Origin of the sequence: Clostridium sp. D53t1_180928_C8 (assembly GCF_015667795.1) — a bacterium.
Classification (GTDB): domain Bacteria; phylum Bacillota; class Clostridia; order Clostridiales; family Clostridiaceae; genus Clostridium.
This window is the reverse complement of the sequence record NZ_JADPEL010000037.1, coordinates 18,935-32,461: the sequence shown is the minus strand read 5'-3', so window position 1 is coordinate 32,461 and position 13,527 is coordinate 18,935. Positions and strand designations below refer to the sequence as shown.

Here is a 13,527-nt window from a genome sequence, read left to right as displayed (position 1 = left end):
AATTATTAATATTTATTATATAAGTTACTACGGTAAGTATGTTTATAGGAGGAGTAATGGAGGAAAAATGAATAAGGTATATTTAGATGTAACAAAAAGAGAGAATTGTCTAGCTATATTTATAGAAGATACGGAAGTAATTAAATCAGGTACTACTGTTTATCATATGAATTCAAATGATAAAAATGAAACTTACCAACAATATGCTGATGAGTATGATATACATTTTATTTTTGATGATAATATTCCTAAAGTATCATTTTATACAGTTCCTCAAGTAGATGTTTTTGCAACTGATAGGGAAGGTGGTTTAATTGGAACTGTGGGTTCAATGACAGATTTACAAAGTGATTTACCAATATGCTATATAAATAAAAATAGAGAGTGTTTTCTAATTGCAACTAGCGGGAAAGAGTCTTTGGAAACAACTACCAATTGGAAAAATAATCTTAAACCCTACAATGAAGTTATATTTTATAAATCTAAATTAGAAGCTGAAAAAGAATTAAGATTTATTAATATTTAAGTTCTGAAAAATAACAGACTTAAGATGAAAAAAATACATATGATGGTGTTTTATCTAATAAATCCTTAAATTCTGAAAAAGCAATAAGTAATGGAGATATTGTAGAAATTGATTCTGATTTGGTATCGAGCAAAACACATAATAATACAGAAATTTATAACATCAACAAACTTGATGAATTTATGAAAAATGTTGAGGATAAAAATGTAGATAAAGTCCGTATTGTTGAGTATATACATAATGATGGCCGTACATGGATTAATAAGTTATATGACTTAGAGTATAATGGTAAAAAAATAAAGTATATCGAATATGATACGTACTCAAATCCTAATGCCTTTATACCATCTGAACCTTTTTATTTTGATAAAGTCATAATAAGAGATTATCCAGATGTTTTATGGTATGGAATTTGTTCAGTAAGTAATAAAGGTGATGGCTGTGCACCACTAATTAGTTTTAATAAAAGTAGTATAGTTAAGTAATCAGTTATTAATTGATTTAAAAGTTATATTCTGAGGATGATTTTAAATATTATTCCATGTTAGGTTTTAAATAAAATATTAGACTAACTAATATTTTTTAGTAGATATATTGGAGGTAAAATGATTAACAGTAAAAGTAAAAAATATATGTTAATAATATTTATACTTTTTTTAGTATTATTGAATATATTTCAGTTTAGCAAAATAAGAAGTTACAAAACAATTACAAGAACTAGCGACAATGAGTTTGGGATTCAATTAGAGTTAATTTGTCATGGTATAGAAACTATTGAAGAAGCTAAAGTTAAGGACTCTGTTGATGAAAAAATATTAGGTACAGCTATATTATCTTCAGCCACAGGACAAGCCACATCGGTATATATACAAACATCATATTATGAGGAAAATGAATCGCTATATACAGCTTTATGGAATTTAAATAATATGATAAGTAATAATACAAGGATTAAGAATTTATTAGAAACACATAATTTCAGCACACTTATTCCAATAATTAAAAGTTTAAAAGAAAATCCTTTCGATAAAGATGCTACAGAAAAACTATATTTATATTTTAGAGATATTCAATTTTAAAATTATATATAGTAAGTTAAATTCTAATTTATAGGGGGCAAGAGGTGAAATATAGTATTATGAAAGAATCAGATATACAAAAGTTTATTCCGCTATATATTGATTATTATAATAATCAAGAGGATAGTATATGGACAATAGAAACAACTTATAAGCGTATTCATCAAGTGTGGAGTAGAGAAGATTCGTATTGTTTCATTTTAGAAGATAATGATATTATTTTAGGATTTGCAATGGGGTATTTAGAACAATATGATGATTTAAAAGCATATGATTTGGTTGAAATTGTAATTGATTATAAGTATCAAAATCAAGGATATGGTAAGATGTTTATGTTAGAGATAGAAAAAAGAGTTAAAGAAGTAGGAGCATCAATGATACAATTACAAGCTGTTAATGATGATATACATAATAACTTCTATGGAAAATTAGATTATAAAAATGCTGGGAATTTAATTCTAAAATCAAAGTGGATATGAGAATAAATATAATAAAATCATATTCATCTGAAGATTATAGTAATAAAATATGTATTTAAAGAGAGCAGTTCATTATGAACTGCTCTATAATTTTATAAAAAATAAAATTATATTGAACATATCTATTGGGATATCCATCTAATATATGTAATACTTAGCTAAGTAAAGTAAATAGGGGGAGGAAGATGGAGCTAATATCATTTTTAAATTATAAAAAGAAATCAACTGTAGCTAAAGCAAAAAGTGGTGATAATGATGCTTTTTTAGCTTTGATTAATGAAAATAGATTAAATGTTTATAGAGTTGCTAGAGGTATTTTAAAAAGCGAACATGATATAGAAGATGCTATTCAAAATACTGTAATTAAGGCATATGAAAAGATTAATACTTTAAGGAAAGATGAATTTTTTAAAACTTGGCTTATAAGAATTTTAATCAATGAGTGTAATGAAATTATTAGAAGAAATAAAAAGATCGAAAATATTAATAAAGATAGTAATGAAGAAAAATATAATGATACTTATGAAAATATAGATTTAATTAATGCAATAAATGAACTAAATGAAGAGTTAAGAATTACAACGATATTATTTTATTTTGAAGATATGTCTATTAAGGATATTGCAGCTGTTTTAAAAATACCAGAAGGAACTGTAAGGTCAAGACTTTCTAGAGCTAGGGAAAAATTAAGAGAGATAATGAGGGAGATATAAATAATATGGATAATAATAATGATTTTTTTGACGAAAAAATTAAAGAAAAGTTAAAGCAAGAAAATAGATATATACCACAATATGCTAATGATGCTTTTGATAAAGGGATAAAAATTGGTATGAATAGAAGGAGATATAAGTATAAAAGATTAGCAGGAATAACGGCTGCTTGTTTTTTAGGAATAACTATTTTTACAGTAACATTACCAACTTATGCAGATAAGGTACCATTACTAAATAATATAGTTGATTATTTTAATTCAAGTAGATATGAAAATTATGATGAATATGCATCAGACTTAAATATTACTAAGGAAAGTAAAGGGGTAAAGGTTACTATAAATAAGGTTGTTTATGATGGGTTAGATTTAGCAGTCTTTTATACAGTAGAAAGTGAAAGTGGAATTAGTAATATGCCACACTTTATAGACACTAATTTGAAAGTTAATGGAAAGAAAATATCATTTTCTTCAAGTAGTAGTGGAGAGTTTTTAGAAGATAATAAAGCTTATGTGGGACATATAACTTATGATATGGATGGAAGAAAAGAAATTCCTAAAGAGGTTCAAGAGGAGAGTTTTTATGGAGGCTATGTAGAAATACCAGATGAATTTTTATTTTCTTTAGAATTTAGTAATATTGAAGGAATATTAGATGATGGTTATGTAAGAGGAAATTGGAGTTTTGACATCCCTGTTACTAATGAAGCAGTTAATGGCAAGGTTAAGGAGTATGAACAAGATATCAAACTTGCAAATATTAATGATGGAGTAAATATAAATAAGGTAATAACAACTCCAATTAACACAGCTATTCAAGGAACTTATTATGGAAGTGAATTTTCAAATATAGATTTTATTGCTTTTGATAATGAAGGTAGATATATTGAACCTAAAAGTGGTAGTGGATTTGGAACTGCTTTAAAGAATAATAAATTTATCAATTATTTTACTAGTAAATTTAAGGAGTTATATGAAGGTACAAAATCTATTACGTTTATTCCATATAAGTATAAGGAAGTTAGTGAGGTAAATGTAAGGGAAAGTGGTGATAATAAGGTTATAGAAATAGGAGATATTAAGATTGCTACTACTGAATCAGTAGAAGGTGGATATAATGATATTTTTAAATTAACTGTAGATCTTAATTTAGAAGGAGAAACAAATTTAATTACCATTTTAAATAATGAATATGGAAATATTACAAAGGTTGAAGTTAGTGAAGGTAAAACCAAGTTATATATAAAGTCAAATTATAATATATTTGCAGTGCCAGAGTTAATTAGAGATAAGAGTAGTGGTGAAGAAATAAAAACAGTTGATAATTTTAATAGTATGGAATTAAATACAACAAGATATTTAAAAGAAAGTGAAGAGTTAGTTGTTGAATATGATGGTGAGTTAACTGGAGATGATTATGAAGTAGTTTATTATGATCATAGTAATGAAATGAATGTATATGGTAGTGATATATTTGAAGTAGATGTAAAATAATAAAAGTAAAATAGTTCAGTCTGTGTAGTTAATGGTTCTTATCTTTCTGAAAGTGATAATTATAGAGTTGATAGGAAAGAGAATAATTAAAATGATTCAAATATATTTAATTATGACTTCTGGATTAATATAACTTTTATTCAATATATAGTACTAACAGTTGTAGGAGTATATGTTATAGGGATAATAACTGCATTTATAAGTATGTTTATATCTAGCAAAGTAAATTCGTATATAGCAGCCATAGGAAGCCAGGTACCAACTTTATTTATAGTATGTGCATTAATAATGTTTATTTTATTAAATGAATTATTTTTGTAATATATATACCTAAATATTTATCAGTAGGTATTTATATGATTTTAATAGTAAGTGTGATGAATGTTATAATAAAAGTAAGTAAAAAAGATAAAAGTATAGATATCGGAAATGAAATTAATAAAATATAAATTAGATGCAAATAATTCTTTTAATGATTATTTAAATAAGTAGGGTGTTTCAATTGTTGAAGCACCTTTTGCTATTTTAAGATATATTGTTATTTAATGAATTAATATAAGGAATCATATTAAATATATGGTATAATAAGTAAAATGAATTTTGCTTATTAAATAAGAATAAGTATTTAGTTAGTGAGAAGATGTGATTTAGAGATATAGAAGAGGTGGGATATGAGTGTTTGTCCAAAATGTAAAGTAAAGTTGAAATATAGAGTTATAGAAAATATTTTTAGAGGAAAAGCTAATAAATTAAAATGTAATATATGCAATATAGAAATAAAAATAACTAAGAAAACTAATAAAATAAATTCAATTATTGCATCATTGCTATTATTTTTACTTGTATTTTATGGACATGATATTATAAATTTTATAACGAATTTTACTGAAAATGATAGTGTAAGTCAATGTATATTAATTTGTATAGTAGCAGTCTGGGGAATGATTATTTATAATGGAAACTTTCCTTGGAGTGAATATGAAGAAGTTAAATAATGTATCATTTTGTATTAATGAAGGTGAAATGGTTGGTTATATATGAGTCTAATGGAGAAGGGAAAAGTACCATTCAATTAATTAATGATTATAGGATAAAGTAGTAATTTTATTAAGAAAATTTTATTGATTAAATAATAGGAGAAATATATTAATATGAATATTTGTGGAATTATATGGGATTATGATGGGACTATTATAAATAGTGCAAAAAAGAATATTAAAGTAACAATTGAAGTATTAAAGCATTTTGATAAAGATATAGAAAAACATTTACCTTATGCATTACAAACTTATGAAAATTATCAAGAAGCTAATCATATGTATAAAAATTGGCGTGAGTTATATTTAAAGTGTTATGGTTTAAAAGAAGAAGAACTAGATGAAGCTGGTGAACTTTGGACGCCGGAACAACTAAAAAATAAGACAATACCTTCTATTTTTGAAGGTATGGTAGAGCTACTTAAAAATATAAAGCATATAAAAATGGGAATTTGCTCACAAAATAGCAACGAAAATATAAGGGAAACATTAAAATATTATGGAGTAGATAATTGTTTTGATGCAGTTATTGGATATGATGACATATTAGGTAGTGAACAGAAGCCAGACCCTGCAGGTTTTATTAAATGTATAGAACAACTAAAGCTAAATAATGAAAAAGGAACATTTATTTATATAGGAGATCATAGTGAAGATATAGTATTTGGTAAAAATGCACAAGTTGCATTAAATGAAGAAGATATAAATGTTATATGTATAACTGTTGATTTTTTTAGTTTGAATTTAGATACATATAATAAATGGACAAAGCAGCCTGATTATTTTGTTCAAACTACAGATGAATTAAATAGTGTATTAAATAAACTTATTTTTTATTCTAAAATTACAAAATGTGGTGTATAATAATTACATAAATAGGAATTAAAAGTAGGTGAAATATAAAAATGAAAAGAGAAGAAATTAATTACTTGGTGCAGTTATATTAACTGATAGTAAGTTGTACCAAGAATAAGTTTTTATGTACTATCAGGAAACTGCACCAATTTTCTATTAATCAAAAAATATGAAAAGAGGGACAGTTATGAATTATAGTGAATTAAAAGATTTATGGAAAAGTGAAGAAAAGGCTGCATTTAAGGGGTGGGATTTCTCTTATTTAAAAAATAGATGGGATAATGAAAAATTACCGTGGGATTATAAGGAAATTTTAAATAGATATTTAAATAAAGATCATAAGTTATTAGATATGGATACAGGTGGAGGAGAATTTTTATTATCACTTAATCATCCTTATACCAATACATCAGTTACAGAAATGTGGGAACCTAATGTTAAGTTATGTAAGGAGAAATTAGAGCCACTTGGAATTGAAGTTAACCAAGTATTTAATGATTCATAATTGCCATTTGAAGATAATACTTTTGATATGATAATTAATAGACATGGATCTTTTGATGTTAAAGAAATAAAAAGGATATTAAAGACTAATGGGATTTTTGTAACTCAACAGGTAGGTGGGAAAAATAATGAAGTATTATCTAAAAAATTAATAAAAGATTTTGAGCCATTATATGAGGATAATACTTTAGATAATAACTTAAAAAATTTAAAGGATAACTCATTTAAAATTTTATATGCTAAGGAGTACTATCCTTATTTACGTTTTAAAGATATTGGAGCAATTGTTTATTTTTCTAAAATAATTAAGTGGGAATTTCCTGATTTCTCTGTAGAAAGTTGTTTTGAGGAATTATGTAGGTTAAATGAGGAGATAGCTGTTAAAGGATATATAGAAAGTATTGAACACAGATATATTCTAGTTTGTAGAAAGCATAAATAATTTTATAATTAGATTAATTAATGAAGGACTTCAATTATTATATATAAATTACGAGGATATATAGTAATTTAATAAAGATTTAAACTTGTAAAGTATGGAAGGTGGAGTAGTATGAAAGAAAAATTCAATATTGTATTTCCTATAGTGAACTGTATGCTAGTAATAAGTACATTAACATTTAAAAGTATTGATTATATATTATGGATTTTAATATTAATACTTAATATTATTTCATTAAGTATATCATTAAAAGATGATAGTAAAATAAAAATAGGTATGAGGATATTTTCTGGAATAATACTTATTTTATCAATATGTTGTATACTTTATAAGATTTATGAAGTTATTTATTTCTAATTTTAATAATGTAATACAATTTATAAGTTTCAATTTAATAGAAAAAGGTTATAGTTAACTAGGAAATCAAAATTTGGTTTCCTTTTTTATTTGTAAAATAGAGTATATAATTATTACATAAATGAAAATTGTTATAAATTTTAAAAACATTTCTCTTTAGAATCTATGCACACTGTTTCATGTTTTGTTGAACTGTATGAATATCTAAAAGAAAGCTCAATGAATTCAGTTTTAGATTTAGAGGAATTTAGAGGTTTATTGCAAAAACAAATTCAACATGTTATAACTTATGACACAACAAAGTGAGCAGTTGACTATGTATGTAAACCATCATTATTTATAAATAGTAAAATAAGTGATTTTTATATAGAAAATAAAGAAATATGCGATTATGAATGTGAGTTTATTTTAAATACTCAAGAATCAGATGGGGCATGGAGTATTACATGGTCATGAACAGATTATCTTGAGCAATGGAATATAAGAAAAAATTGGTGGAAATCAGATTTGATTATAAAAAATGTGCAATATATCAAAGCAATAGAAGAGTTAGTTGTTGAGGTAGAATAGGTAATGAGGAAAAGAATTATTAATGAAATCAATTGTGAAAGTATTGAGAGTTTTATAGCTATATATAATTGTTCAAGGAAATATTGTATTGATAAAATAGATGAAGTACGTTTTAAATATAAGGAAATGGATAATAAATTAAATAGTGATTTAAATTATAAAATTCTAAGTGTCTTAAAAGATGAAATTTTGAAGGATAGCATAAGAATAGATATTTTAAAGAATATTTTAATTTCACTAGAAAAATATGATATTCAAAATGAGGAATTATGTAAAAAGAAAAAAGAGTTCATTAAAGAGATTTATAGACAATCAATTATTGATTATAAAAAGTATAGACGTGAATTAAAAAATGAAATAGATATAGTATGTAAAAATGAAATAAGAAAATTGGATTATTATATTGATAGTATAAATATTGAAGAGGCTAAATTTGATTATATAAGATTATTTTATAGACGTGTTTTAACTGAGAATGAGTATTGTAAAAAGAAAAAAGAGGTATTAACTAGAGTTGATAGATTTAAGAATTGTAAGACTATAAAGGAAGAAATCTTTATTAAGGATTATAAAGATATTATTTATAGTGAAATTGAAAATAAATATAAAAATGAATATATATATGAGTTAAATCTTTCTGATTATTCTTATATTCTAGAAGTTGGAGGATTAAACTTTACAACAACTAGTGGATTTAATACATATTGGTTTGATGATAAATTAGATTGGGTAATAGAAAGAAATCATGAGGGATGGTATCATATTTATTTTTGATGATAGGAAGTAGATTAATAAAGTTTAAAGGATAAAACAAATTATAAATGGAGAATAATATATGTTTACAATAATGATAATAGAAGATAATGAACAACTTCAAAATGAAATTGGAAGTTTATTAATGATAAATGGTTATTCAGTTTTGAAACCAAAGGATTTTAATAATATACCACAAGTAGTAAAAGAAAGTAAACCTGAGTTAATTTTATTAGATATAAATTTACCCAATGATGATGGATTTAAAATTTGTACAGAAATACGTAGTTTTTCAAAAGTACCTATAATTTTTGTAACAAGCAGAAATACCAATATAGATGAACTTATGGCAATTACCCTAGGTGGAGATGATTTCATTACAAAGCCATATAATACACAAATACTTTTAGCTAGGATAAATTCACTTATTAAAAGAGCATATCCTAATGATTCTAATTTAGATATAATTCAGCATAATGGATTAAAGCTAAATATCTTAACAAGTACAATTGAGTATAATGAAAATAGTGAAGAGCTTACAAAGAATGAACTGAAAATATTATATTATTTATTAATTAATAAAGGGAAAATTGTTTCTAGAGCTGAAATTATGGAGTATTTATGGGATAGCTCCATGTTTGTAAATGATAATACTCTTACAGTGAATATTACAAGAATAAGAAATAAGATAGAAGAAATAGGATTAAAAGATTTTATTAAAACTAAAAGAGGGCAAGGTTACTTAATATGAGTATAAAAGATTACTTAAAAAGTAAGATTGGAACAATAGCTTTAAATATTATAGCTTTAATAGTTCTATCATTATTTCTTTTAAGTATAGGAAATGAACTTAAGGCAGTATTAATAATTGTATTGTGTTGGATAGTTACTTTATTTATTTACCTTTTCATTTCTTATAAAAAAAGAAATGATTATTTTCAGTTATTAGAAAAATCTATATATAATATAGATAAAAAATATTTAATAAGTGAAGTGTTAGAATTACCTCCATTTATTGAAGCAGAGCCTTATTATTATCTTTTGAAAAAATCGAGCAAATCAATGAGGGAAGAAATAAATAAGGAAAAATCAAGGCTTAAGAATTATAAAGAGTACATAGAACAATGGATTCATGAAGTAAAAACACCTATTTCCCTTATAAAATTAATTGAAGAAAATAATAGAACAACTAAAAGTTCAGCAATACTTATGCAATTAGAAGAAATTGATAGGTATGTGGAACAAGCTTTATTTTATGCAAGAAGTGAAGATGTAAATAAGGATTACCTTGTAAAGGAAATAAGCTTACAAAGTTGCGTAAATAGTGTTATTACAAGAAATAAGCAAGGGTTTATTTTAAATAATATAGATATAGAAATTGATAATATAGAAAGGTTTGTATATTGCGATAGTAAATGGCTTGAGTTTATTTTAAATCAAATAATAGTAAATTCTATAAAATACAGAAATACTAAAGATTCAAAAGTTAAGATATATTGTGAAGATATAAAGAATGGAATTAAGTTAATTATTGAGGATAATGGTATTGGTATTGCTTCTGATGAATTAGATAGAGTATTTGAAAAAGGTTTTACAGGAAATATAGGTAGAGTAAATAGTAAGTCTACCGGTATTGGATTATATTTATGCAAAAAGTTATGTGATAAGTTAGGATTATTAATAGATATAGAGTCAGAAATAAATTGTTATACAAAAGTTAGTATTACTTTTCCTATAGGAAGCTTTATAGTGAAAACTTCTGTAGTTAAATAATGTATTTATAGTGCTAGTTAAATTAGTAATGTTACAACATTGTCACCTAAAAGTAATATTAAATCGAATCTAACATGTTATATATAAGTTAAAATATCCTTGAGGTGATAATTGATGAACGAAGTATTAAGAATAAATAATATTGAAAAATATTATGGAAATAAGGGTAACATAGTTAAAGCTATTGATGATATAAGCTTTAATGTAAAAAAAGGTGAATTTGTAGGGGTGATGGGGCCTTCAGGATCAGGTAAGACAACTCTATTAAATTTAATAGCTACAATTGATGAGGTTAGCTCTGGTAATATTTATTTAGATGGAAAGGACATAACAGAAATAAATCAAAAGAAGATAGCAAAGTTTAGAAGAGAAAATTTAGGGTTTATATTCCAAGATTTTAACTTGTTAGACACATTAACTATTCATGAAAATATAGCTTTAGCACTAACAATAAATAAAACTAAAAAAAGTGAAATTGATAATAAGGTGTTAGATATTGCTAGAGAGCTAGGAATAGAAGATTTGCTTTCAAAGTATCCTTATGAAGTATCAGGTGGACAAAAGCAAAGAACTGCTTGTGCAAGAGCATTAGTAACTAATCCTAAGTTAATATTAGCTGATGAACCAACAGGAGCACTTGATTCAAAATCTGCTCAAATGTTAATAGAAATGATATCAAATTTAAATAAGGATTTAGATGCAACAATATTAATGGTAACTCATGATTCATTTACAGCTAGTTATTGTAATAGGATATTATTTATTAAAGATGGTAAAATATTCACAGAGTTAGTAAGAGGTGAAAATACACGTAGACAATTCTTTAATAAGATACTAGATGTAGTAGCATTGTTAGGTGGTGACGTTAGGGATGTACGCTAAACTAGCTAAAGGTAATGCAAAGAAATCTATTAAAGATTATTTAATTTATTTTATAACTATAACAATATGTGTAAGCTTGTTTTATGCAATTACATCCCTTTCTAGTTCAAGTTATGAACTAATTACAGAAGATTCTTATAATTTCAAAGCTTTAAAACTAGTATTACAGTATTCAACTTATGTAATTACGGCAGTTCTTATTTTGCTTGTAGCTTACGTAAATAAATATATGATAAGAAGACGACAAAGGGAATTTGCTACATATATATTACTTGGAACAGAGCAAAATAATGTGGCGTTGATGTTTTTTGTTGAAACACTTGCAATTGGGATTTTGGCAATAATAGCAGGAATATTTGTAGGAACTTTATTTTCACAAGCAATCACAGCCATAGTTTTAGTAAGTGCTAAACAAGAAGTAGTATTTAGTTTAAAGCTATATATGGATACAGTAGGTATTACATTTATATTTTTTATAGCTATGTTTTGTATAATAGGATTATATAATGTTGTTATTTTAAGAAAAATAAAGCTTATAGATATGATAAATGCAAACAAGCAGGTTGAATTTCAATTTAAAAGAAGTGCGAAAATATATAGTATTATATTTGTGTTTTCAATAATTTTATATATTATTTGTGGGAGTTGTACTTTTAAATTAATAAATTCTGAGGTAGACTATAGCATAAAATCATTAAGATATATAGGTATATCTTTAATTACTTTTATATTAGGAACTTATGCTTTATTTTATTCAATTGCTTATATATTGATTTATGTAAAAAACAAATGGATTAATTTTAAATATGAAGGTACAAATTTATTTTTAATAGGAACAATAGTGTCTAAAATAAAGACAGCACCAATATTAATGGCTACAATATCAATGACTTTCTTAGGGGCTATGATAAGCTTCATAATAACAATTGTAATGGCTCAGTGGGCACTTGGATATTTAGATATGAGAGTTCCTTATGATGTAGATATACGAAATAATTATAGTACAACCTTTTTAGAAGAAGCTAATATTAAAGATATACCTAAATTAGATTATAGTATGATTATTAATTATTTAAATGATAATGGGTATAAGGTTAATAGTTACTGTCAGGTAGAAAAATATATTATCAAAGCAGAGGAAAATAATAACTCGTTAGTAGCAATTAGAGTAAGTGACTTTAATAAGCTAAGAAGTATGTTAGGTTATGAAGAAATAGAATTAAAGAATAATGAATTTACTACTCAGTGGCATAGTGCTACTACTGATGAAGTAATAAACAGTTATATTAATAATAATGACAAAATAAATATTAATGGAGAAACATATAATATTAGTAATCTTTCATCTTATAAGGAATCTATTGGAGAGGGTTTTTATAGTCCATATATAGATAATATTATAATTTTGCCAGATAAGGCATGTAATAATCTTGATTTTATAGAAACTAATTTCGTGGCTAATATTAAAAATGAAATGAGTTATGAAGAAGCTAATTACTTTAGAGATAATTATGTTTATAATTGGTTTAAAGATAGTAATTCCGAATTTGTGACAAACTATAGTGGTGAAAATGACATAACATATATGGCAATTGATATTAGAATTAAATCATTAGAAACTAATAATATTTTAAATATGACCTTAGCTATGAGAATACTAGGAATTTATTTAGGGATAGTGCTTTTAATGATAAGTTTAACTGTTTTATCACTTAGTCAGCTCGCAGATTCTATTGAGCATAAGGATAGATTTAATGTGCTTAGAAAGTTAGGTATTGAAGAAAATGAAATAAGCAAAATAATTTTAAAGCAAATTTCAGTATATTTTATAGTACCTATTGCTATAGCAATGATTGGCGTTATAATTTTTGTATATAATTATTATTTGTTTTATGAATATGTAATTAGAGTTTTTGTTGGAGATAAAACATTTGTTTTAAGTGTTATCTTTGGAGTTACTTTAATGATTAGCGTTTATATAGCTTATTTCTTTGCCACATATTATACTTTTAAGAGAAATATTGATAATTAAATAAATAGCGAGTAATTTGGAGACCTAATAGG

16 protein-coding genes are annotated in these 13,527 nt (G+C 24.7%); all 16 read left to right on the top strand.

The window, feature by feature from the left end:
- Positions 1 to 67 precede the first annotated feature (67 nt).
- On the top strand, positions 68 to 526 hold the full coding sequence (locus tag I4V51_RS16020) for a hypothetical protein (protein ID WP_195989443.1): 459 nt from the start codon (positions 68 to 70) through the stop codon (positions 524 to 526).
- A gap of 119 nt (positions 527 to 645) precedes the next feature.
- The gene (locus tag I4V51_RS16015; protein WP_195989442.1) at positions 646 to 1,011 is read left to right on the top strand and encodes a DUF4362 domain-containing protein; all 366 of its coding nucleotides are present in this window, start codon (positions 646 to 648) and stop codon (positions 1,009 to 1,011) included.
- A 120-nt stretch (positions 1,012 to 1,131) separates the two neighbouring features.
- The gene (locus tag I4V51_RS16010) at positions 1,132 to 1,605 is read left to right on the top strand and encodes a hypothetical protein (protein WP_195989441.1); all 474 of its coding nucleotides are present in this window, start codon (positions 1,132 to 1,134) and stop codon (positions 1,603 to 1,605) included.
- Positions 1,606 to 1,649: 44 nt separating this feature from the next.
- Positions 1,650 to 2,084 carry a GNAT family N-acetyltransferase gene (locus I4V51_RS16005; RefSeq protein WP_207746004.1) on the top strand — a complete coding sequence of 145 codons (435 nt, stop codon included), beginning with the start codon at positions 1,650 to 1,652 and terminating at the stop codon, positions 2,082 to 2,084.
- Between the two features lie 185 nt (positions 2,085 to 2,269).
- A complete protein-coding gene (locus I4V51_RS16000) occupies positions 2,270 to 2,797 on the top strand; it encodes a sigma-70 family RNA polymerase sigma factor (protein WP_195989440.1) in 528 nt (175 codons plus the stop codon).
- A gap of 5 nt (positions 2,798 to 2,802) precedes the next feature.
- Positions 2,803 to 4,290 carry a DUF4179 domain-containing protein gene (locus tag I4V51_RS15995; protein WP_195989439.1) on the top strand — a complete coding sequence of 496 codons (1,488 nt, stop codon included), beginning with the start codon at positions 2,803 to 2,805 and terminating at the stop codon, positions 4,288 to 4,290.
- Positions 4,291 to 4,961: 671 nt separating this feature from the next.
- Complete coding sequence (locus I4V51_RS15990; protein ID WP_195989438.1) at positions 4,962 to 5,285, top strand: hypothetical protein; 324 nt, start codon at positions 4,962 to 4,964, stop codon at positions 5,283 to 5,285.
- A 156-nt stretch (positions 5,286 to 5,441) separates the two neighbouring features.
- Positions 5,442 to 6,191 (top strand): HAD-IA family hydrolase, encoded by a 750-nt coding sequence (locus I4V51_RS15985; protein WP_195989437.1) that lies wholly within the window; start codon positions 5,442 to 5,444, stop codon positions 6,189 to 6,191.
- Between the two features lie 178 nt (positions 6,192 to 6,369).
- On the top strand, positions 6,370 to 6,687 hold the full coding sequence (locus I4V51_RS21240; protein ID WP_243281535.1) for a hypothetical protein: 318 nt from the start codon (positions 6,370 to 6,372) through the stop codon (positions 6,685 to 6,687).
- A gap of 27 nt (positions 6,688 to 6,714) precedes the next feature.
- The gene (locus I4V51_RS21235; protein ID WP_243281534.1) at positions 6,715 to 7,128 is read left to right on the top strand and encodes a hypothetical protein; all 414 of its coding nucleotides are present in this window, start codon (positions 6,715 to 6,717) and stop codon (positions 7,126 to 7,128) included.
- Positions 7,129 to 7,239: 111 nt separating this feature from the next.
- Positions 7,240 to 7,485 (top strand): hypothetical protein, encoded by a 246-nt coding sequence (locus tag I4V51_RS15975; RefSeq protein ID WP_195989436.1) that lies wholly within the window; start codon positions 7,240 to 7,242, stop codon positions 7,483 to 7,485.
- 573 nt (positions 7,486 to 8,058) lie between these two features.
- Positions 8,059 to 8,829: a hypothetical protein gene (locus I4V51_RS15970; RefSeq protein WP_195989435.1), complete on the top strand. Its 771-nt coding sequence runs from the start codon at positions 8,059 to 8,061 to the stop codon at positions 8,827 to 8,829.
- A gap of 61 nt (positions 8,830 to 8,890) precedes the next feature.
- Positions 8,891 to 9,559 (top strand): response regulator transcription factor, encoded by a 669-nt coding sequence (locus I4V51_RS15965; RefSeq protein WP_195989434.1) that lies wholly within the window; start codon positions 8,891 to 8,893, stop codon positions 9,557 to 9,559.
- On the top strand, positions 9,556 to 10,581 hold the full coding sequence (locus I4V51_RS15960; RefSeq protein WP_195989433.1) for a sensor histidine kinase: 1,026 nt from the start codon (positions 9,556 to 9,558) through the stop codon (positions 10,579 to 10,581). Before I4V51_RS15965 ends, I4V51_RS15960 begins: the two co-directional genes overlap by 4 nt.
- A gap of 114 nt (positions 10,582 to 10,695) precedes the next feature.
- A complete protein-coding gene (locus I4V51_RS15955; RefSeq protein ID WP_195989432.1) occupies positions 10,696 to 11,463 on the top strand; it encodes an ABC transporter ATP-binding protein in 768 nt (255 codons plus the stop codon).
- On the top strand, positions 11,453 to 13,495 hold the full coding sequence (locus I4V51_RS15950) for an FtsX-like permease family protein (protein WP_195989431.1): 2,043 nt from the start codon (positions 11,453 to 11,455) through the stop codon (positions 13,493 to 13,495). Before I4V51_RS15955 ends, I4V51_RS15950 begins: the two co-directional genes overlap by 11 nt.
- Positions 13,496 to 13,527 lie beyond the last annotated feature (32 nt).